The sequence below is a fragment of the Ruegeria sp. CK3 genome (assembly GCF_056536565.1).
In genome coordinates, this window is record NZ_JBQFPV010000004.1 from 227,527 (window position 1) to 248,094 (window position 20,568).

At 59.3% G+C, this 20,568-nt stretch carries 23 protein-coding genes; 12 read left to right on the plus strand and 11 right to left on the minus strand.

Annotated features, from left to right (window positions below; genetic code table 11):
* Window positions 1–8: 8 nt before the first annotated feature.
* Both ACR0C3_RS06965 and ACR0C3_RS06970 read right to left on the minus strand, forming a co-directional pair.
* Window positions 9–671, minus strand: coding sequence for a flagellar hook capping FlgD N-terminal domain-containing protein (locus ACR0C3_RS06965; RefSeq protein ID WP_480757855.1), 663 nt, complete (start codon window positions 669–671; stop codon window positions 9–11).
* Window positions 672–674: 3 nt separating this feature from the next.
* Entirely contained in the window at window positions 675–1,874 is a 1,200-nt protein-coding gene (locus tag ACR0C3_RS06970; protein WP_480757856.1) for a flagellar hook-length control protein FliK, read from the minus strand.
* 112 nt (window positions 1,875–1,986) lie between these two features.
* Here ACR0C3_RS06970 and ACR0C3_RS06975 point away from each other — a divergent pair, with 112 nt between their 5' ends.
* The 6 genes from ACR0C3_RS06975 to ACR0C3_RS07000 all read left to right on the plus strand — a co-directional run bounded on the left by ACR0C3_RS06975 (window position 1,987) and on the right by ACR0C3_RS07000 (window position 5,671).
* A complete protein-coding gene (locus ACR0C3_RS06975) occupies window positions 1,987–2,262 on the plus strand; it encodes a rod-binding protein (RefSeq protein WP_170460014.1) in 276 nt (91 codons plus the stop codon).
* Complete coding sequence (locus ACR0C3_RS06980) at window positions 2,252–2,608, plus strand: flagellar biosynthesis protein FlgN (RefSeq protein ID WP_480757857.1); 357 nt, start codon at window positions 2,252–2,254, stop codon at window positions 2,606–2,608. The genes ACR0C3_RS06975 and ACR0C3_RS06980 overlap by 11 nt, the downstream gene beginning before the upstream one ends.
* Before the next feature lie 207 nt (window positions 2,609–2,815).
* On the plus strand, window positions 2,816–4,027 hold the full coding sequence (locus ACR0C3_RS06985) for a flagellin (RefSeq protein ID WP_170375639.1): 1,212 nt from the start codon (window positions 2,816–2,818) through the stop codon (window positions 4,025–4,027).
* Window positions 4,028–4,104: 77 nt separating this feature from the next.
* A complete protein-coding gene (flaF, locus tag ACR0C3_RS06990; protein ID WP_480757858.1) occupies window positions 4,105–4,482 on the plus strand; it encodes a flagellar biosynthesis regulator FlaF in 378 nt (125 codons plus the stop codon).
* Entirely contained in the window at window positions 4,479–4,880 is a 402-nt protein-coding gene (gene flbT / locus ACR0C3_RS06995) for a flagellar biosynthesis repressor FlbT (protein WP_170375637.1), read from the plus strand. Before flaF ends, flbT begins: the two co-directional genes overlap by 4 nt.
* Window positions 4,877–5,671: a DUF1217 domain-containing protein gene (locus ACR0C3_RS07000; RefSeq protein WP_480757859.1), complete on the plus strand. Its 795-nt coding sequence runs from the start codon at window positions 4,877–4,879 to the stop codon at window positions 5,669–5,671. Before flbT ends, ACR0C3_RS07000 begins: the two co-directional genes overlap by 4 nt.
* A gap of 111 nt (window positions 5,672–5,782) precedes the next feature.
* Here the strand turns inward: ACR0C3_RS07000 and ACR0C3_RS07005 are convergent, their stop codons facing one another.
* The 3 genes from ACR0C3_RS07005 to ACR0C3_RS07015 all read right to left on the minus strand — a co-directional run bounded on the left by ACR0C3_RS07005 (window position 5,783) and on the right by ACR0C3_RS07015 (window position 8,394).
* Window positions 5,783–7,360: a DUF427 domain-containing protein gene (locus tag ACR0C3_RS07005; RefSeq protein WP_480757860.1), complete on the minus strand. Its 1,578-nt coding sequence runs from the start codon at window positions 7,358–7,360 to the stop codon at window positions 5,783–5,785.
* 73 nt (window positions 7,361–7,433) lie between these two features.
* Complete coding sequence (locus tag ACR0C3_RS07010; protein ID WP_170460025.1) at window positions 7,434–8,135, minus strand: winged helix-turn-helix domain-containing protein; 702 nt, start codon at window positions 8,133–8,135, stop codon at window positions 7,434–7,436.
* Window positions 8,107–8,394, minus strand: a complete 288-nt coding sequence (locus tag ACR0C3_RS07015; RefSeq protein ID WP_170460027.1) for a hypothetical protein — start codon at window positions 8,392–8,394, stop codon at window positions 8,107–8,109. Before ACR0C3_RS07015 ends, ACR0C3_RS07010 begins: the two co-directional genes overlap by 29 nt.
* 176 nt (window positions 8,395–8,570) lie before the next feature.
* Between ACR0C3_RS07015 and ACR0C3_RS07020 the strand changes: the two genes are divergently transcribed.
* The 4 genes from ACR0C3_RS07020 to ACR0C3_RS07035 all read left to right on the plus strand — a co-directional run bounded on the left by ACR0C3_RS07020 (window position 8,571) and on the right by ACR0C3_RS07035 (window position 12,496).
* Complete coding sequence (locus tag ACR0C3_RS07020) at window positions 8,571–9,038, plus strand: hypothetical protein (protein ID WP_480757861.1); 468 nt, start codon at window positions 8,571–8,573, stop codon at window positions 9,036–9,038.
* A 108-nt stretch (window positions 9,039–9,146) separates the two neighbouring features.
* Window positions 9,147–9,764, plus strand: coding sequence for a ribonuclease HII (locus ACR0C3_RS07025; RefSeq protein WP_480757862.1), 618 nt, complete (start codon window positions 9,147–9,149; stop codon window positions 9,762–9,764).
* Window positions 9,765–9,871: 107 nt separating this feature from the next.
* Window positions 9,872–10,975: a site-specific DNA-methyltransferase gene (locus ACR0C3_RS07030; protein ID WP_170471442.1), complete on the plus strand. Its 1,104-nt coding sequence runs from the start codon at window positions 9,872–9,874 to the stop codon at window positions 10,973–10,975.
* 138 nt (window positions 10,976–11,113) lie between these two features.
* Window positions 11,114–12,496, plus strand: coding sequence for an adenylate/guanylate cyclase domain-containing protein (locus ACR0C3_RS07035; protein WP_480757863.1), 1,383 nt, complete (start codon window positions 11,114–11,116; stop codon window positions 12,494–12,496).
* A 78-nt stretch (window positions 12,497–12,574) separates the two neighbouring features.
* On the opposite strand, the gene ACR0C3_RS07040 is transcribed toward ACR0C3_RS07035, so the two are convergent.
* Window positions 12,575–13,711 carry an alkane 1-monooxygenase gene (locus ACR0C3_RS07040; protein ID WP_480757864.1) on the minus strand — a complete coding sequence of 379 codons (1,137 nt, stop codon included), beginning with the start codon at window positions 13,709–13,711 and terminating at the stop codon, window positions 12,575–12,577.
* Window positions 13,712–13,772: 61 nt separating this feature from the next.
* Window positions 13,773–14,828 (minus strand): A/G-specific adenine glycosylase, encoded by a 1,056-nt coding sequence (gene mutY, locus ACR0C3_RS07045; RefSeq protein ID WP_480757865.1) that lies wholly within the window; start codon window positions 14,826–14,828, stop codon window positions 13,773–13,775.
* 81 nt (window positions 14,829–14,909) lie between these two features.
* Here mutY and ACR0C3_RS07050 point away from each other — a divergent pair, with 81 nt between their 5' ends.
* Window positions 14,910–15,416 carry a DciA family protein gene (locus ACR0C3_RS07050; protein WP_170642621.1) on the plus strand — a complete coding sequence of 169 codons (507 nt, stop codon included), beginning with the start codon at window positions 14,910–14,912 and terminating at the stop codon, window positions 15,414–15,416.
* Window positions 15,417–15,429: 13 nt separating this feature from the next.
* Window positions 15,430–16,092, plus strand: coding sequence for a DsbA family protein (locus ACR0C3_RS07055; RefSeq protein ID WP_425083595.1), 663 nt, complete (start codon window positions 15,430–15,432; stop codon window positions 16,090–16,092).
* Window positions 16,093–16,132: 40 nt separating this feature from the next.
* On the opposite strand, the gene lpxK is transcribed toward ACR0C3_RS07055, so the two are convergent.
* From lpxK to ACR0C3_RS07075, 4 genes are read right to left on the minus strand one after another with little or no spacing between them, the layout of a single operon-like run.
* Complete coding sequence (lpxK, locus tag ACR0C3_RS07060; protein ID WP_480757866.1) at window positions 16,133–17,134, minus strand: tetraacyldisaccharide 4'-kinase; 1,002 nt, start codon at window positions 17,132–17,134, stop codon at window positions 16,133–16,135.
* The gene (locus ACR0C3_RS07065) at window positions 17,121–18,356 is read right to left on the minus strand and encodes a 3-deoxy-D-manno-octulosonic acid transferase (protein WP_480757867.1); all 1,236 of its coding nucleotides are present in this window, start codon (window positions 18,354–18,356) and stop codon (window positions 17,121–17,123) included. The genes lpxK and ACR0C3_RS07065 overlap by 14 nt, the downstream gene beginning before the upstream one ends.
* Window positions 18,353–19,153, minus strand: a complete 801-nt coding sequence (locus ACR0C3_RS07070) for a 3'(2'),5'-bisphosphate nucleotidase CysQ (protein WP_480757868.1) — start codon at window positions 19,151–19,153, stop codon at window positions 18,353–18,355. Before ACR0C3_RS07070 ends, ACR0C3_RS07065 begins: the two co-directional genes overlap by 4 nt.
* Window positions 19,140–20,486 carry a TldD/PmbA family protein gene (locus tag ACR0C3_RS07075; RefSeq protein WP_480757869.1) on the minus strand — a complete coding sequence of 449 codons (1,347 nt, stop codon included), beginning with the start codon at window positions 20,484–20,486 and terminating at the stop codon, window positions 19,140–19,142. The genes ACR0C3_RS07070 and ACR0C3_RS07075 overlap by 14 nt, the downstream gene beginning before the upstream one ends.
* Window positions 20,487–20,568 lie beyond the last annotated feature (82 nt).

Here is a 20,568-nt window from a genome sequence, read left to right on the forward strand (position 1 = left end):
CGACCAGATCAAGCGCCTGTTCGGATCGCCGTCACCTCATCCGAGCGGACAGTGGCCCCACTTTGCAGGGACAGATGCACCGTCCCATCAGCGACTTGGGCCTCAACCACGCGGTTGTAGCTGGCGGCCAGACGTTGCGATAACAGCTCGTCATCCCTGTAGCTCTCCAACGTGGCGGAATACGTGCCTTGTCCCAGCGGGTTGCCCGAAGCGTCGGTTCCGGCCCAGAGGAATTCAGTGTCTGTGTGGTTGACCGGAATGCGGTCGATCACGGTACCGGTTGAATTGCGGATCACCATGATGGCTTCATCGCTTGTTGCGTCGGCCTGAGCAAATAAGGTGACCGGTTGGCCTTCGAATCGAAAGGCTGAAGCGGATCGAACATCAACGCCCACCCAATTCGACAGCTCACTCAGCTTTTGTCCACCCAAGGCCGTGCTCAGGGAAGACAACAAGTCATTGGTCTGAACCTGCTGTTCAACCATCGAGAATTGAGCCAGCTGAGACGCGTATTCCGCGGAATCCATAGGCTCCAGAGGGTCCTGGTTCCGTGCTTGTGCGGTGAGCATCAGCAGAAAGGTCTCAAAATCTGAGGTCAGCTTGGACGCTTGTGATGCGGCCGAGGTCGGGGTCTGTGCTGCCGTCTGGGCGGAACTTGTAGGAGTGATCATTGGTCAAAGCCTCATATCAATGCCACGGCCCGAGAGATTTCGGGGAATGACCGGAGCGTTCGGCGTATCCGATTCAGCCGAATGGGAAGGGCCATAGTCGCTTGCCTTCGGGTTTGCGGTATCATCCTGCGCATCGTCCGATGTGCTTAGGTCAAACGAGATATCGCCATATCCAAGGCTTTGGAATTCGGCCTCCAACACGGCAAGATATCGGCGCATCAGGTCCAGTGTTTCAGGGCGCTCGGCGGCTATGGTTAGAACCATCCCATCCTCGCGACCGTTGAGCGTGATGGAAACCCGCCCCAGTTCCTCGGGGCTGAGCGCGATCTCGATCGTACCGGAACCCGCCCGAACCTGAATCGCCGCTGCCATCTGTCCGGCGATGGCTCGGGTGATCTCAGCCTTGGCAGCCTGCGTTGCGGGCTGCGCAAGTGAAGCCGAGTCGCGGACGTTTTGAAACAGCGGTTCTTCGCGCGTGGCAATCACACCATCAGTTTCACGAATCTCCGTGGCGGTTTCGGCATCTGCGTTCCGCACGGACGCCATCACCTGCATCTGTGCAAGGGTCGGTGTTGATCTGGGGGGCGGAGGCGCAGTTGGTGTCGCATTTGTCTGGGGTGCAACCGTTGTTTCAGCGGGTAACGCCGAAGCGGAAGGTTGTGCACGCTCAGTTGGAACAGGCTGCCCATCAATCGGCTTCGCAGGCAAGACCTGACCGTCCTTTACCTTGGCCGAATCCAGTTGGTTCGTGTTGGGTTGTGGCTGCGTAGGTGAACTGCGCGTGTTTTCGACCTCGGGGCGTTGCGGAGCCGCAATCGAAACCTGGTGTATTGCGCCCGAATCGGTCTTTGGCGCCTCTATACCCTCGAGTTTCGACGGAATAGGCGCAGTTTCAGACCTCAGCGGTACCTGCGTCGCGCTCGGTACGGGCAGTGCGGCCAGGTCCTCAAACACCTGTTCTTCAGGAGTGTCGGGCTTGACCGGCAGGGGGTCTGCGAGACCCTCTTCGAATGCAGGATCCTCGGGCGTGATGTCCTGCTCAACGGCGGTTTCATCCTCGGCTACAACCTCGGATTCAGGCTGCGACGTCTCTTCCTCCAGAACATCCTGAAAGCGCGTAGACGTCTCCGATGGGGTTTCGCGCGTCCCCGCTTTCGTGGCCACGGTTTGCGTGGGTGTCATCAGCGTAAGAGGGTTGGGCATTTTGCTCCGGCTCCGTCGTGGTTGACCGTCAAACTGCCCAAAGGAGGTTACGTTTATTTTAACCGCTTTCGTCTTTGATCAAGAAAGTTCGATGCAATTTTCGGAGAAGCCGATGAATATTCCTCCCCTCCAGTCGATGCCGTCGCCGCCTTCTACCCAAGACCGCCTGCAAGCCGCTGCGGTCGAACTTGAGGCAGCGTTTCTGGCCGAAATGCTGAAATCCGCAGGTTTGGGCAAAGCACGCGATTCGTTCGGTGGCGGCGCCGGAGAAGATCAGTTCTCATCCTTTCTTGTGCAGCAACAGGCCCGGCAAATGGCGCAATCCGGCGGCGTTGGCTTGTCCGAACTTCTGTTCCAATCCTTGATGGAGAATTCCGATGACACATGAACCCAACCTTCTGATCAAATCACTGGAAGAGGTTCTTGATCTTGAGCGCGCCGCGCTTGTGGACGGTGATCTTGAGCGACTCAATCATATGGTCCCTGAAAAAGAGAAACTGATTGGTGCGATCAACGATCTTCAGGTGCTGAGCAGCGATGATCTACTTCGCGTCCATAAAAAAGTGGAACGCAATCAAGCGCTTCTGAACAGCGCGGCCGAAGGGATTCGCGCGGTTGCCAGCCGCATGGCAGAGCTGCGCCGCGTGCGGCGGGAATTCAGCACTTATGGGGCCGACGGGCAACGCAACGGCTTTGCCGTGCGGAGCCAGGTAAAGCTTGAAAAACGCGCATAGGGCCGGAGTTGATTCAAATCCAAAATTATGAGTTGGGCCGCTTTAGCACTCCGTTAGGGGATCGAGGTCAAAGGTGGTGCTGCACCTGAAACATCGGGTGGCGCGACGGGCCGGACGGCGCGTCGCACAGGTCAGAAAGACACCAAAGCCCGCTTGTCTAGCGGGGTGATCTTGGGCGCTGAAGCCCTAACGCAAAAGGATGGAATTATGTCCAGTATTCTGACAAACAACGGCGCGATGGTTGCGCTGCAGACCCTGAAATCGGTCAACAAAAACCTCGAGATGACCCAGAACGCTATCTCGACCGGCAAGGATGTCGCAACAGCAAAAGACAACTCGGCCGTCTGGGCGATTTCCAAAGTGATGGAATCGGACGTCAAAGGCTTCAACGCGATCAAAGACAGCCTTTCGCTGGGTGAATCGACGGTTGCCGTCGCACGGAACGCGTCAGAAACTGTCACCGACCTTCTGACCCAGATGAAGGAAAAGATCGTCGCGGCGCAGGAAGACAACGTGGATCGTGGCAAGATCAACGATGATGTAACTGCGCTGAAGAACCAGATCACTTCGGTCGTGGGGGCTGCCCAATTCAATGGGTTGAACCTTGTTGATGGTTCGGCTGGCTCGGCGTCTATTTTGGCCTCTTTGGATCGGGACAACACTGGTGCTGTGACGGCTTCTTCCATAACGGTAGCGGGTCAGAACCTGTCGACTGGTGGCTACACCTCAGCGGCGGTATTCGACGGCTCGACCGGCTCGTCGACAGCCAATGACCGCGTCGGAGCCACCATTGCCGCTGGTGCTACATCGGCAACCGCACTGGTGACCGATGAGTCCAGTGGTGCCTTCGCGGCGGGCGATAAGGTGGTTGTCGCTATTGATGATCAAGTTGTGTCCTACACCGTGTCTGCGGCAGATGCGGCAGCCACCACAACCGGTGACCTTGTTGCCGTTGGTTTGAAAGCCAAGATCGAAGAATTAGGCATAACTGGTCTGACCGTTGACTACGACTCGGGCACGGCAGGCACTCTGTCCGTTACGAATGGCACGGGTTCAGACGTTTCGTTCTCTGCTCAGTACGTGAACGCAGGCTCGGGTGGTCTGGGAGCGCTGACTGGCATTGACGTGTCGACCGGTCCGGGGGCAACCGCCGCGCTGGCGGCCGTTGAATCGCTGATCGACACCTCGATCGACGCTTCGGCCGCCTTCGGTTCGGCCCAAGGTCGGATCGAGACCCAGAAAGAGTTTATTTCGAACCTGACTGACTCGTTCAAATCGGGCATCGGCTCTCTGGTGGACGCCAATATGGAAGAAACCTCGGCCCGGTTGCAGGCGCTGCAGGTGCAACAGCAGCTGGCCACCCAGTCGCTGTCGATTGCCAACCAGGCGCCGCAGTCGATCCTGTCTCTGTTCCGCTAAATCCGGAACCTGGCCGGGGCGTGAATACCGCGCCCCGGTCGTGACTGCCTGAAGACGGCCTATTGGAAGGATTTCAAGTGACACCGCAAAGCTACGCTCAACGCGCTTATGCGCAATCTGCCGCTCCGACCCGCACGCCGCGGGATACTGAGTATGAGGCGATCTCGAAAATCACTCACCGGCTCAAGACAGCAGCGGCCCGGAAGGCAACGGATTTTTCTGGATTTGTTCAGGCACTGCATGAAAATCGGCGGCTGTGGACCGCTCTGGCGAGCGGCGTGGCGGACTCAGACAACTCGCTTCCGAAGGACCTGCGCGCGCGGATTTTCTACCTGGCCGAGTTTACGGAGCAGCACAGCGCACAGGTTTTGGGGAACACTGCGACGGTAGAACCTTTGCTGGAGATCAACATGGCGGTTTTGCGCGGTCTACGACACATGAGGGCCGCCGGATGAGTGGCCTGGTCCTGAAACTTGCCCCGAAAGAGAGGGTGTTGATCAATGGTGTAGTGATCGAAAATGGAGACCGCCGCAGCCGGTTTTCGATCATGACGCCGCAAGCCAACGTTTTGCGTCTGCGCGATGCGATCCACCCGGACGAAGTCACAACACCTGTGCGCCGCGTTTGCTATGCTGCTCAATTGGTATTGTCTGGAGATATGGAGCCTGATCAGGCGCGCCAGCAATTGCTGCGAAGGGTCGAGGAACTGAGCCAGGTGTTCACGGATTCAGACAGTCGGCGTGTCCTGAGCGAAGCGACTGAAGCGCTGGTGGCCGAGCAATACTATAAATGTCTCAAATCTCTCCGCTCTTTGCTGCCACGGGAAGAGCGGCTGATGGCGTACCAACAATGACGTTCCAGCCTGTCATACCCTCTGGAGGCATTGTCGGCTGGCGTTTTTTGCAGCGGACCTATGACGCACAGCTGGAGAGCTTTACGAACTCCAGCGTCAACCAGAGGGACAGGCAGTATTTTCTGGAAAACATAAGCAAGGTTCAATCCGCCGAAGACCTTGTGTCGGATCGTCGGTTGCTACAGGTTGCTTTGGGCGCTTTCGGGTTGGAAGAGGACATCAACAATCGGTTCTTCATCCAAAAGATATTGGAGGATGGAACCAAAGCCGATGATGCCCTGTCCAACCGATTGTCCGACAAACGGTATCGCGAGTTTTCTCAAGCGTTCGGTTTTGGCCCCGGAGAGGTGCGCAAGACCGGTCTGATCACGAATATGGAGCAGATCGCCGAAGACAATCTGGTGTCCCGTTTCGAAGTTTCCGTGGGTGAGACGAATGAGACAATGCGGATTTCCCTCTACGCGCAACATGCGCTTGGTGAACTGGCTGCCGGTGACAGCAGCGCGGACACAAAATGGTTCGACTTGATGGGCTTGCCACCCTTGCGTAGCATGATGGAGACTGCGCTTGGCCTGCCATCCTCGTCTTCGCAGCTCGATCTGGACAGGCAGCTTAAGGTGTTCAAGGACCGTTTGTCGGGCTTAACTGGATCGGATGATCTGGCCCAATTCACAGAGCCTGAAGCTATTCAGAAACTGACGGATACGTATCTGGCTCGCAGTCAGATCGCGCAGTTGCAAAGCACAATATCACCGGCGCAGACCGCTTTGATTTTGTTGGGTGCGGGCTAGAGTTGGTGCTTTTTGCACCAAGCGTCAGGGTGGTGGAATGGGACCCAATCTAGCCTGCGCATCATATGGTCGAACCAGATCAAACACAGCGAGTTTGACAAACCGCCAAGGTCAAGCTGGATCACCGACCTCAACATCAGCCGCCGTTCGCAGGGCAAAACACGTGACTGGCTGGGACACGTTGCGCAGTTTGATATCGCCGAGCGGGATTGCATTGCAGCATGCGGGCTCAATGTCTTGCGACACGACAATGCGGTACCCGGTCGACTTGCTATGCTCACCCAAACGCGCCGCGACGTTGGCGGCTTGTCCGATAACGGTGAAATCCAACCGTTCACGCGAGCCGACATTGCCATAGGTCACCCGGCCATAGGACACGCCGATCGAGCAGTCGCAGTGGATATCAGGATCCTCCGAACGCAGTTCGGCGAGCTTTTCGACGATTTCTGTTGCCGCCTGTTGGGCATTCGCGCGGGCCTGCGCGGGTTCCTCACCCGCTGGGAAAACGGCCAGAACGGCGTCGCCGATGAATTTCAGAACCTCGCCCCCGTTTTTATCCACGATACCCGAGACCGTCTCAAAGAACTCATTCAGCAGATTGATATAGGCATCCCGGCTAAGGCTTTCCTCCAGGCTGGTCGAGTTGCGCAAATCGCAGAACATGATGGCTGCATCAATCTCATCCCCGTCGCCGCGCCGGATCTCTCCGCCCAGCACGCGCGCGCCTGAGCGTTTGCCGACATAGGTTTCCAGCAGAACTTGCGCATTTTCGCGCTGCATAAACACCTCGTAAAAACGGGCGATCACGGCGGAGCATTCGAACACCAGCCCTAGGTTCTCAGTCGTGAACCCATCGGGATGATCGCAGCTGAGCGTTAGTACGTTTGTTCGACCGTCCGAGAAGGGCAGCGGCATGGCGACATAGTCCGTGGCCCCTTTGGCCCGTAGATCCTCGATGATGGGAAAGCTGTTATGCGGGTTTTCGTCATTTACCCTTTGGCGCACGCCGCCCAATCCGTTCGAGACATGGCGCAAAGGGCTGTTGATGAATGCGGGGTGGTCGTAGATTTCATAGGTGGGCGCGCGGGTCAGGATCTCATCCTCACCCTTTTCCCAAATGAAGTGTTTGCCTGCGATCAGGGGGTGCAAGGACCATGCCAGAATGCTGAGGCGCTGGATCGCTATCCCGTGTTCCAGCATCTTTTCGGCCAACGCCTTGGTGAACGCTTCTGGTGTAGCCGACAGGGACGCCCCACGCATCAGCCAGTCGATCAGCGGACCGCTGATATTGGTGTTTTCGGTGTCGCGTAGTTGGTTCTTGCCCAGGTCGATATCCGTATAGGCACTGGGCATGAACCCAATATGCCCCCGAATTGCAGCACTCTCTGGCAGGGCGTCATCATAGGCCCATACCGAATTGGACAAGCGATCTCCGGGCAGATTTATATCGTGATAGGTGGCGGTTCCTTTGAAAGGGCAAAAGGTCTGCAGGCCGGTTTCACCGCTCAGGTCGACGCAAACATCCGCACGCGGGACGTAGATCGTCGGCGGCAGCCGGGTTTCATACATCACCTTGGCATTCCGGCTTTCGGCCAACAGGATGCCATCGCGAAAAACCGCGACCCTGTCGGACAGATGTTCTACCGAGATATCATAGCCGTTGGATTTTGGTGTGGTGTGGACGTTCATCGCCATCCCTCCCTTGCCCGGGGTCTCTATAGAATGGGCGTTTTGGTCGGGCATTCCAAGAGGGGCGCGGATTCTAAACCATCTGGATGACGTCTTTTTCGATCGAAAGCATATAGCCCTTCTTGGCGATATTCTTGACCAGCAACTCACTGACCATCTGATTGCCCAAGGCGTCGCGCAGCCGTTTGATACGGGTAGCGCCTGCGGCCTCGTCACAATCGGCAGCATCGCGCCCCGATATCGTCGCCTCGATCTGCGCGCCTGACAGGACCTCATCATCCAATCGGGATTCCGCCAGCACCGAGAGGGTCTCCATCGCCGCTGGGGTCAGTTTGAAATCCATGTTGTTCAGGTAGACGGTGTTCTCCTCGCGACTGATCAGCAGGGATGTCACCTGAATGCCGGTGCGTTCGATCTGTGCCATGCGCCGGTTCAGTAGTGCAAGCATCACCAGAAACACGAGGGCCGAGATCATCATTGCGCATGCAAAAACCAGCAGCACGTAAATCACCATGCGATAGCTGGAAAGCGTATCGGCAAAGGCCGTTCCCGATTGGGCCAGAATCTCAAGCAACCGGATTTCGGTTTGTGAGGTCAGATCTGCCTCGACAAACAACCGTTCGACGCGGGCGTTGAATGCGTTGGCATCGGGCAGTGTCCAGAACAGGAACAGCGCGGCGGTGATCAGGATCACGACAATGGCGGCAATGCCCAGACCGACAAGGCGCACGCCCGAGCGTCGCGCCTCAGAAACGGAGATAGAATTTTCCGGCATTGGCCTTCCTTTGATCCAACCCTTCCGGCCCGAAGACGGACTGGACATTCAGCAGGGTCCACCCTGAACCGCTGAGGCGCTGGGCGACTTCACTCGTTGCCTGACCCTTGTCGCAGGACGAAACCTGCATCACGCCGTAGTGCAGGCGCAGCGGGTTGTCCTGTTTGGCCTTGTAGTCGGCATAACATTCCGCGGCCAAAGCCACCGGAGCCACCGATATCAGCGCAACTGCGACCAGAGAAGAGAAGATCTGTTTCATAAGCTGCATCCTGCGCATGGCTTGGACTGATATTCAATGACCAAAGGGGTTTGCAGCGCCTGATATCCAATAACACGGGGCCGATATTGCTTGTCTGAGGGGGGTGGACCCAGTGTTGAGGCATCAAAGACGCGGTCCATCACGGGGTCGCCAAAATCTCGGAAAGGACAGGCATCATGCATAGGAAATTCATCGCTCTGATCATCGCGACGGCTATGGCGATTACCTGCGTATCGGCCTCAAAGGCGCGTGCTGCGGATACGGGGGATATCCTCGGGGGGCTGGCCGCGATCGCGATCATTGGCGCAGGGGTGCATTACTATAACAAGGAAAAGCGCAAGGATCGTGAGAAGGCAGCGCGGCAATACAACCACGTGCAAACTGTGCCTCAGGTCAAACATCCCAAGGTGAAGCCATTGCCCAGACACGTGGCACGCTATGACCTGCCACAACGCTGCCTACGCCAGCATGACAATTATGGGCAGCGTCCGCTGCTAGGAACAAACTGCCTCAACAAACACTACAAACATGCCAACAGCCTGCCGCAAGAGTGCAAGGTCGGTTTTTGGAATGGCAACAAGGTAAAGCGGGCGTATGAACCTGCATGCCTGCGCCATCACGGATACCGCGTTGTTTACAAGTAACACGGTCGAGCAGGAGCGGTGCAAAACAGCACCGCGCTGAGAGAGGGTGGCGCAAGCTGCCCTCTCTTTTTTGTTGCGGTGGCTGTGAAATCGCGGTTTTCCCAAGGGATGAAAAAACCGACTTTTGAAATCGAACAGGGGCTGCAGGCACAGGGCCGTATCCGAATTGCTGGCGTGGATGAGGTCGGGCGCGGCCCGTTGGCCGGACCCGTGGTTGCGGCCGCCGTGATCCTGAACCCAGACGATATTCCCCAGGGGCTGAACGATTCCAAGAAGCTCTCGCTCAAGCGACGCACAGCTTTGGAGGCAGAGTTGCGAGACCGGGCCGAGATCGCCGTGGCAGAGGCCTCGGTCGCCGAGATCGATGAGCTCAATATCCTGCGCGCCTCGCATCTGGCCATGGTGCGCGCGGTGCAGGCGCTGGATCCGGCACCCGATTACCTTCTGATCGACGGGAATATGATTCCCAATGACCTGCAGATCCCGTCCGAGGCCGTGATCAAGGGGGATGGCAAATCTGTGTCGATTGCGGCGGCTTCGATCATCGCGAAAAACTGGCGCGATCAGCTGATGGTGGATTTAGCGCAACAGCATCCCGGCTACGGCTGGGAGGCAAACGCCGGATATCCGACAAAACAGCACCGCGAGGCGCTGCAAAATCTTGGCGTGACCCCACATCATAGGCGTTCGTTCAAGACGGTACACAATATCTTGTATCAAGAGTAAATCGTAAGTCGCTGATTCAAAAAAGAAATTGACGGCGAATCGTCTTTGACTCATCCTTGTCTCAACCAAATGAGCGCAAAAGCGCCGTGGATACTTGAGGCAGTGATATGACAACGACCACCAAAAAGGGCGCAAAAGCGCTCCCTTTAAACACGATTCTATCTGGGGACTGCATCGATGTGATGAACAGTCTGCCCGAGGCGTCGGTTGATCTGATCTTTGCGGATCCGCCCTATAATTTGCAGCTGAAAGGCCAGTTGCATCGCCCCGATAACAGCCAGGTGGATGCGGTTGACGATCACTGGGATCAATTCTCAAGCTTTGGTGCTTATGACCAGTTCACGCGTGAGTGGCTGAAGGCGGCGCATCGTCTGCTGAAACCCAATGGCGCGATCTGGGTGATTGGCTCGTACCACAACATCTTCCGCGTGGGTTCGGCCCTGCAGGACGCGGGATACTGGATTCTGAACGACGTCGTATGGCGCAAGTCGAACCCGATGCCGAATTTCCGCGGCAAGCGGTTCACCAATGCGCATGAGACGATGATCTGGGCGTCGAAGCGCGAAGGCGCGAAATACACGTTCAACTACGAAGCTCTGAAAGCGCTGAACGAGGGCGTACAGATGCGCAGTGACTGGGTTTTGCCGATCTGCACCGGGCATGAGCGCCTGAAGGACGAAAACGGCGACAAGGCGCATCCGACACAGAAGCCCGAGTCTCTGCTGCACCGCGTTCTGATTGGCTCGACCAATCCGGGCGATGTGATTTTGGATCCTTTCTTTGGCACCGGCACAACGGGTGCCGTCGCCAAGATGCTAGGCCGTGAGTTCATCGGTATTGAGCGCGAAGAAAGCTATCGCAAAGTAGCCGAGAAGCGCATCTCGAAGGTGCGCAAATTCGACCGCGAGGCGCTAGAGGTCAGCGCCAGCAAACGCGCCGAACCGCGTGTACCTTTCGGCCAATTGGTCGAACGTGGGATGCTGCGCCCGGGCGAAGAGCTTTACTCGATGAACCAGCGCCACAAAGCCAAGGTTCGCGCGGATGGAACATTGGTTGGCGACAATGTCAAAGGCTCGATCCATCAGGTTGGCGCACATCTTGAGAATGCCCCTTCCTGCAACGGCTGGACCTATTGGTGCTTCAAGCGCGATGGCAAAACGGTGCCGATCGATGTGCTTCGCCAGCAGATCCGGGCCGAGATGCACAACTGATATCACGAAAACCGCCGGTGCCTGTGGCCTGACACAAGGCACTACGCCTTGCCCCGCCGTTCTCGGCGGGGTCTTTTGTTTTCCGGTCATAGGTGATTGCATGGGCGCGTCGCCAGCACCGCCTCAGAGGTTCCTGTCATGAGCGAGATAACTGCCAGCCCATCCAGACTGGAACGGTTCGCCGTCACACAGCCGGATGTTGTGGATCTGGACAACAAATACACCGAAGCCGCAATGCAACGGCACAAGCAGGAGGGTCTGGAACTGGCCGTCCGCGCCCGGTGGATCGCCATGGCTTTGACCGGGGTTTTGTTGATCTTTCTGAACCCGCAATGGGAGGTTCTTTGGTATCATTTCATCCTGCTTCTCATCTGCGCCAATGGCTGGTTGATCCGGCGCGCAGGGCGGGTTGGGCAATCGCGGACCGAGCTTTTGCTGATCTTTGTCGATCTCCTGATCATGACGCTTGGGATGATTGTGCCGAACCCATTCAGTGATGATGTGCGGCCGTTGGCGATGCAGTACCGGTTCGATAATTTTCAGTATTTTTTCATCATCCTAGCTGCCGGTACACTGGCCTATTCGTGGCGTACGGTTGTCGCGATTGGCTCCTGGACAGCACTGATTTGGACGGCGGGTTGGATCATTGCCTGGTGGGTGGCCACGCCGATACCGGGGATCAGCCAGAAGGTGGCCGCGGCTCTGCAGGGCTATCCGGACGTCGCTGAGCTGTTGGATCCTAACAGTTTCGATATCCCGCAGCGTATTCAGCAGGTGATCGTGTTCGTCATGGTTGCGGTGACGCTTGGTGTTTCAATGCGACGGCTAAATCGCTTGTTGATGAGCAATGCAGGGCTAGAGCGGGAGCGGGCGAATCTATCGCGTTACTTCTCGCCCAATGTGGTCGATGAGCTCAGCCAGAACGACGAGCCGCTTAAACAGGTGCGCAAGGCGGATATCGCGGTGCTGTTTATCGACATTGTGGGCTTCACGAAATTTGCAGCCGGACGGGACCCTTATGAGGTAATTGAGGTGTTGCGCGGGTTTCATGCTCGGATGGAGGCCGAAGTGTTCCGTCATCATGGCACGCTGGACAAATATCTGGGGGACGGGCTTATGGCAACGTTTGGCACTCCGGTCGCAACGCCTTTGGACGCGAGCAATGCGCTGGGCTGCGCGCGTGCAATGGTTGGCGTCATCGACGATTGGAACCAAGAGCGGCTTCGCGCGGGGGAGCATGATATCCATGTCGGGATCGGCGTGCATTTTGGTTCGGTCGTTCTGGGGGATATCGGGGCCAACCGGTTGGAATTTGCTGTGATTGGAGATGCGGTGAATGTCTCGGCCAAGTTGGAGGCGATAACCCGTGATTTTAACGCCCGGATCGTGGTCAGTGACGCGTTGCGGGAGCAGGCATTGCGCGAGAATCCGAATGGCGGAGCGTTGATGGATGGGTTTCAGAAACGCCAGGGCCAGACCGTTCGCGGAGTTGAAACCCCTATGGATATCTGGGTTTTGTGAACGGCTCCCGCCTGTTTGGGCAGCATCAAAGATGCAGCCCCTCAAGTTGGGCCGGGCAGCGCGCGGTGCGCGCTGCTGTCACGCCCTTGGGCCTGGGTTCAGTGCTTTGTTGTAGGGGTGCCAGTCGGTGATCTCGGGGTAGTAGTGCCGCCGCCAAGCGCGGACGCGAGGGTTCATGACGCGGCGCCACAAGGGCGGGATCATCGCGGCGACGGTCATGACCGGGTAGCCGTAGGGCAGTTGCGGTGCGTCTTCCTGCGCGTGGTTCTGCAGCAGCGGGAAGCGACGATTGGGTTTGTAGTGGTGATCCGAGTGCCGCTGCAGGTTGATCAGTAGCCAGTTCGACGCTTTTTGCGAGGCGTTCCATGAATGCCGAGGCAGAACGTGTTCGTATTTGCCCTCGCCCAAGTGTTTTCGCGTCAGGCCGTAGTGTTCCACGTAGTTGACCAGCTCTAACTGCCAGATTGCGACGCCCGCTTGCAGTAGGAATAGGGCGAGGCCGGGCCATCCTCCGATCAGGGCGGCGAGGATCAGCATGCCGGTTTGCAGCGCCCAGTAGCGCCAGAACGGGTTAGAGCGGTCAGTCCAGAGGCGGTCCTTGCGGGCCAGCTTGTTGCGCTCGGCCCGGAAGGCCGAGATCAGACATTGCAGCAGGACGCGGGGGTAGAAGCGGTGGAAGCCTTCGTTGTAGCGCGCCGTTACAGGGTCGCGCGGGGTGCCGACGTGACGGTGATGGACCAACAGATGCTCGGACCGGAAATGAGAATACAAGACCATCGCGAGAAGGAGATCGCCCAGCCAACGTTCGGACCGGGATTTCTGGTGCATCAGCTCGTGGCTGTAGTTGATCCCGATCGTGCCTGAAATGACCCCCATACCGAAGAACAGCCCGATTTTCGACCAGCTCGACAGGTGATCGCTATGGTTTGCGTACCAGATCAGGCCAAACAGCGTGACGAATTGGACAGGCGCCCAGAGCTTGGTCAGCAGGATATACCAATGCAGCGCGTCATCGGGCGTTTCAGGGTCGGCGTTTTGCAGGTTTAGGCCGGTCAGGCGGTCCAAAACCGCAAAGGCCCACCATGTGGAGAGCGGGATCAGCAAAACCCACCAACCCCCTGCAAAGGCCGTTGCCCAGATCAGCGGGATCAGCAAGAAGGACACCCAATAGGGCAAGGCAGCTTGCCAGCGCGAGAGGGTTTGAGTCGCGATCATCCATGATGCTCCGAATAGGCAGGTGAACCCTAGCCGGACAGACCGGGCTTGCCCAGCGGGCTTATTGATCCTGCCACAGGTCGTAGGCTTTGCGCATCACTGTCGGCAGGTCGCTGGGTTTGAAGTCATGCTTGGGCAATAGGGTCAGCCCGTCGGGTTCGGTGCCCTCGGGCAGCGGTGCGGTCCAGATCCGCAACACCAGATGGAAATGCGTGAATGTATGGCGCACCTCGCCGTTCAGCGCGCGCCACTCTGCCGAAAACGGCGGGGCCTCGGGCGGGGTCTCGGACCAGTCCGAGCCGGGCCAGCCCAACATACCACCCAGCAGACCCTTGTCGGGGCGGCGTTCCAGCAGGAACGCTCCGTTTGGGTGTTGCGCGATGTAGACATGGCCGAATCGCGTGGGTTTGGGCTTTTTGGGCGACTTCTTCGGCAGCTCAGGTTGCGTGCCTGCAGCGCGGGCAAGGCAGGGGGTCTGCACGGGGCAGATTCCACAGGCCGGGGATTTGGGTGTGCAGATTGTGGCTCCCAGATCCATTACGGCCTGCGCGTAGTCTCCGGGGCGCAGCTCTGGTGTCAGTGCGGCTGCTCTCTCCTTCAGAACAGGTTTTGATCCGGGCAACGGGTCGTGAATATCGTAAAGCCGTGCCATCACCCGCTCGACATTGCCATCCAGCACAGTTTCGGGCCGGTCAAACGCAATGGCCGAGATCGCGGCGGCGGTATAGGGGCCTATACCCGGCAGGTCCAACAGCGCGTCATAGGTGTCGGGGAACCGTCCGTTGTGCTTATCCGCCACTACACGGGCGCATTTCAGCAGGTTGCGGGCGCGGGCGTAGTAGCCGAGGCCTGCCCATTCCCCCATGACCTGATCATCGGGGGCGGCAGCCAGCGCCTGCACGGTCGGCCAGCGCGTGGTGAAGCGGGTGAAATAGTCCCGGACGGCGGCGACGGTTGTCTGTTGCAGCATGACCTCGGACAGCCAGACCCGGTAAGGGTCCGGCACCACGCCTGCGGCGCGATCGGCAGGGCCGACACGCCATGGCATCTCACGCGCGTGGCGGTCATACCAGTCGAGCAATTCAGCGCTCAGGTTAAATTCGGGGCTGTCACGCAAGTTTTATCTATCTCACTGTCGGGTTTCGCTGGCGCCTGCTGGCCTGCCTACTACAATAGCGGTGCAGGAGTTGGAAACCAGATGCAGCGCAGACGTTCTTCGACCCGCGGGTTCAAACGCACCGCGACATTGCTGAACGATCAGATCAGGCGCGCCGGCGAAAGCCGGGGCTTTGCCGTTTCGCGCCTTCTGACCCACTGGGCCGAGATCGTGGGCCAAGACACTGCCGCCATCGCAAGACCCGTGAATGTGGGCTATGGCAGGAACGGGATGGGGGCGACCCTGACCGTGCTGACAACCGGGCCGCAGGCCCCCATGCTGGAAATGCAGAAAGAACAACTGCGCGGCAAGGTGAACGCCGTTTACGGCTACAATGCGATCAGCCGAGTGCGCATCACTCAGACCGCTCCGACCGGATTTGCCGAGGGGCAGGCCAGTTTCGAGCATAAGCCGAAACAAGCGAAACCAGAGATCAAACCTGAAATCATGGCCGAAGCGGGCAGAGTCTCGCAGGATGTACATGATGAAGATTTACGTGCGGCCCTTGAACGTTTGGGCCGCAACGTTTTATCCAAGCAGAAACGCTGAGAAAGGGCTGAGAATGAGCCGTATTGCAACCGTAATCTGTGCGGCTGTCGCCGTAGCCGCTGGTGGCTATTGGATGACAGCTTCGAACGCGACCTCCGTCAATCCTCTGGTCGGCAGCGCCATTGCGCAAGAAGCCAATCTCGACACCTCTACGATTGTTGAGATGGTGCAGGGGGCCGAGGATGCGCCGGTCGAGATCATCGAGTATGCCTCCTATACCTGTCCGCATTGCGCCACCTTCCATCAGGGGGCGTATAAGCAGCTGAAGAAGGACTTCATCGACACCGGCAAGGTCAAGTTCATCTATCGTGAGGTCTACTTTGACCGCTATGGCCTGTGGGCGTCGATGGTTGCGCGCTGCGCAGGGCCCGAGAAGTTCTTTGGCATTACCGATCTGATCTATCAGGGCCAGTCCGAATGGACCCGAGCCGGTGGTCCAACGGAGATCGTGGATGAGCTGCGCAAGATCGGCCGTCTGGCGGGTATCGACAATGACCAGCTTGAGGCCTGCCTACAGGACGGCACACGCGCCCAGACACTGGTGGCGTGGTATCAGGAAAATGCCGAGCGTGATGACGTGACGGGCACCCCGTCCTTTGTTGTGAACGGCAAGAAGGTTTCGAACCAGTCCTATGAGGACTTCAAGAAGCTGATCGAAGACGAATTGGGCAGCTAATTGCCTATTGGTCGGCCTGTTCTCGGGCCGACCATTTCCGTCACTTAGGAGATGGGGCCGCTTTCAGGATCATCTCTTTGACCTGCTCGGGGTCGTTCACTTGCAGTCTGACGGGCAGGGTGACGACCTTGTTGCGGAAAGCTTGCGGCAGGCGCACTGCGTCTTTTTCTGTCGTCACCATCTGAGCGCCAAGCAGGCGCGCCTCGTTTTCAAGCCGGGTCATCAGAGCCGGGGTTAGCGGTTGATGATCGTCGAGTGCCTCGGCACGCAAAAGCTCAGCCCCTTGCTGGCGCAGGGTCTGGAAGAACTTCTCGGGATGGCCGATCCCGGCAAAGGCCAGAACCCGCGATCCAGCCCAGTCCATGCCGGTTTGCAACGGCGCGACGACGCCCGTTGCACAAGGCACCGTTAGCTTGTGGCCCCATTGCGCGGCGAAGTCTTCTTGCGCTTGCGTATCGCCCAATGACAGAACCAAATCGGCGCGTTTCAAGCCGACCTCTACGGGTTCACGCAGAGGACCGGCTGGCAGGCACAGGCCGTTGCCGAATCCGCGCTGGGCGTCCACTACGATGATCGAGAAATCCTTAGCGACCGCCGGATTTTGGAAGCCATCATCCAGAACGATTGCGCTTGCGCCCGCCTGGGCCGCGGCGCGCGCACCTGCGGCACGGTCCTTGGCGACCCAGACCTCGGCGAACATGGCCAGCAGAAGCGGCTCATCCCCGACCTGCGCGGCGCTGTGTTTGGTGGGGTCAACCCGAACAGGGCCTTCCAGCGACCCGCCATGGCCGCGCGTGACGACATGCGGCTCGTGCCAGGCGTTGCGCAGCTGTTCCAGTACCCAGATCACCGTGGGGGTCTTGCCGGTTCCGCCGGCATTCAGGTTGCCGATGCAAATCACTGGCACACCCGGATTCACTCCGGGATCCGAGCTGACCCGGCGCGCAGTGGCCGCCGCGTAAAGCCGCCCCAATGGGCTGAGTAGTCGTGCGCGCAGCGCCGGGCGCGCGGGGTCCGAGTTCCAGAAGTCAGGGGCGCGCATCGTGGTTACTCCGCTGGTCCAGAAGGTCCTGCAGCATGTCGACTAGCCGCTCGGCCTGAGGTGCCCCTTCGGTGATCGCCTGCCATCCCGCCAGCGCCATCCCCGCCGCGCGATCCGGGGCCAGAAGGGCGACGACCGCATCTCCAAGCTCGGTCGCGGTTTTGACCGGATGGGCGGCACCGGCCTCGGCAAGGCGGGCATAGACCGTCTGATATATATCGATATGAGGGCCATAGATAACCGCCGATCCCAGCGCGACAGCATCCAGCGGATCCTGCCCACCTGCACCGCGTTCCAGCGAGCTGGCCATGAAGGACACCGGTGAAACGCGTTGCCAAAGGCCAAGATCTTCGGGCTCAGAGCTCACAATCACTTGCGTTGTGTCCTCGATAGGGCCGCCGTCATCCCAACTGGAACAGCGCAGATCCATGGTTTCAAGCCGCCGCTGCAGCGGCGCGGCCTCGGCCCGATCCGCCACGTGCAAGATCAGCGCCAATCGCGGCAGAATGCGCAGCGCTTGCCGATGGGCACTGAGGACCGAGATGAACTCTTTCGCCTGAACCCGCGCCGCCAGCCAGACCGGACGTCCAGCGAGGGCGTGGTTGGTCTCGATCAATTCGTCCTCGGGCCAGGGGTGCGGGTTCGGACTGAACTGCAGTGGGGGCGCCTTGCGCACTTTGGAGGAAGCAACCCCCATCCGCCGGATCTGGCGGGCCGTTTCGTCGGTGGTGGTGAGGATATGCTCGAAGCAATCGAACGTATATCTGCTGATATCCGGCAGCCACCGCGCATTGCGGGACAAGACGACATCCAACTGCGCCTCGATCAGAAGCATCGGGATTTTGCGCTCTTCCGCGCGGGTAATGATGCTGGGCATCAATCCCCCTCCGACCCAAAGACCCAGATCGGGTGTCCAATGGTCCAGAAAAGCCCGCGCTGCGCCGGTTTGTTCGGCGGGTAGGTTGACCATGGGAAAGGGGCTTCCGGTCCAGCGGCTCAGGTCGACCTCTGGCGGGGCGCTCAGCAGAATCGACAGGCCGGGTCGGGCCTGTTGCAGTCTGAGGCAAAAGTCACTGATCGCACGCAAGCGGTCGCGGGTTGCGATGTGAACCCAGACAAGCTCTCCGTTCGGGCGGGGCTGATCCGGTCGGATGCTTTGCTGTGCACCTCCCCAGGACAGGACTCGGTAGGCCGCAAGACTCAGAGATCGCGGTTTGCTCATGGGGCGATGCCAGGGCCGTTCGGGTCAAGCCGGGACGAAAGCTGGTTGTGGATGTCCTGCGCCGCGGCCAGAACGCCGTTTAGCCGAGGCTGCGCGTTGTTGAACCGCAGGGGCTGGCCTGCGCGGTCGGTGCACATTCCTCCGGCCTCGCGAATAATCAGGTCGCCCGCCGCGATATCCCATTCCCAACTAGGTCGTAGGGTCAACATGCCGTCAAATCGCCCCTCGCCGACCAGGGCCATGCGATAGGCCAGCGACGGGCGATAGGCACGGTCAAACTCCGGCACGTCACTATCGCGCCAATGGTGGCTGTTCATGTTGGGCTTGGCGGCAAGAATTGTGGCGGCCCCGAGCGCCGAAGCCCCCGAAGCGCGGATTGGCGCACCGTTCAGAGTGGCCCCCTGACCTTTCGCCGCCGCATAGAACAGGTCTCGAAGGGGCAGGTAGATCACGGCGGCGGTGACTTCTCCGTGCTCAGCAACGGCCAACGAATGTGCCCAGGTGCGCGAGCCTTCGGCAAAGCTGCGGGTGCCGTCAATCGGGTCGATAATGAAGGCGCGGTCCCGCGACAGGCGCTCCGGGCTATCCTCGGTCTCTTCGCTGAGCCAGCCATAGTCGGGCCGCGCCGTCGGCAGCATCCGTTCGAGCATGTCGTTGACGGCCAGATCGGCCTCGGTCACCGGTCCGGCACCGTCTGGCTTGTCCCAACGCTGGGCCTGCGCGCCCGAGAAACGGGTTGCGATCTCTCCGGCCTTGCGTGCGGCGTCGATCAGGAGTGGCAGGTCAGTTGCCGGCAAGGGTCATCCCTTCGATCAGCACCGAGGGCACAACGCGCGACAGATAAGGGCGCGCGTCATTGGCCGGGATGATCCGTTTCAGCATGTCGCACAGGTTGCCCGCGATGGTGCATTCATTGACTGGATGCGTAATTTCACCATTCTCGACCCAAAAGCCAGAGGCCCCGCGCGAGTAATCCCCCGTATTGGGGTTGATCGTCGATCCGATCATCGAGGTGACCAGCAACCCGGTTCCCATATCGCGCATCAGATCCGCGCGGCTTTGGGTGCCCTGGGTCAAGCTGAGGTTCCAGTTACTTGGCGAGGGCGGCCCCGAGACACCGCGCGCTGCATTGCCTGTTGAGGTCATGCCAAGCTTGCGGGCGCTGGCCAGATCCAGCGTCCATCCGGTCAGCACTCCGTTCTCGACAATTGCCCGGCGGCGCGTTGCCAGCCCTTCGGCGTCAAACGGGCGTGAGCCTGAGATACGTGGGCGGTGCGGGTCTTCGATCAGTGACAGATGCTCCGGCAATACCTGTTCGCCCAGACAATCCTGCAGCCACGACGCCCCGCGCGCGATCGCCGCGCCGTTGCTGGCGGCCAGCAAGTGCCCGATCAGTGAGGATGAAATGCGCTCGTCAAACAGTACCGGAAAACTACCCGTTGCGGGCTGGCGCGCGCCAACCTGTTCGACCGCGCGTTCTCCGGCCTTGCGTCCGATCTCCTCGGCGTCCCGCAGGTCGGCTTGGAAGGTGCGGCTGTCGCCGTCATAGTCCCGCTCCATCCCGGTGCCTTCGCCCGAGATCGCAACGCAGGATGTTGACCGGCTGCTGCGCGCATACCCGCCCGAAAACCCGTTGGTGGCCGCCAGATGCACTCGGTGGGTGCCATAGCCCGCCGCCGCATCCGAGACTTGCGATACGCCGGATACGGCCAAAGCGGCGGCCTCAGCCGCCAGCGCATCTTGCATCAGCGCTTCGGCAGAGGGTTCCGGGGAGGGGTCAAATAGCTCAAGCGCGTCGAGGTCCCAGCCGCCCGTCAATTCCTCGCTGGCCGCAAGACCGGTGAAAGGGTCCTCAGGCGCTTCGCGCGCCATGGCGACGGCCCTTTCGGCCATGGCCATCAGCGTTTCGGGACGGCTGTCCGAGCTTGAAACAATGGCCTGTTGCTTTCCCAGAAATACCCGAAGCCCCAGATCGGTGCCTTCTGAGCGTTCCGCATGTTCCAGCGCGCGGCCACGTACCTCGACCGAAACGGATGATCCGTCGATCACGATGGCATCTGCCGCCTCGGCCCCGGCGAGGCGTGCGGCGTCAAGCAATTGCTGGCTTATTTCTTCTGGTGTGCGGGTCATGCGGCCTCCGGATGTGTTGCCAAGGACCTAGCCTTGCACCGCGCCTCTCGCAAGACCCTGACGGTATTGTGTGGGAGGGCCG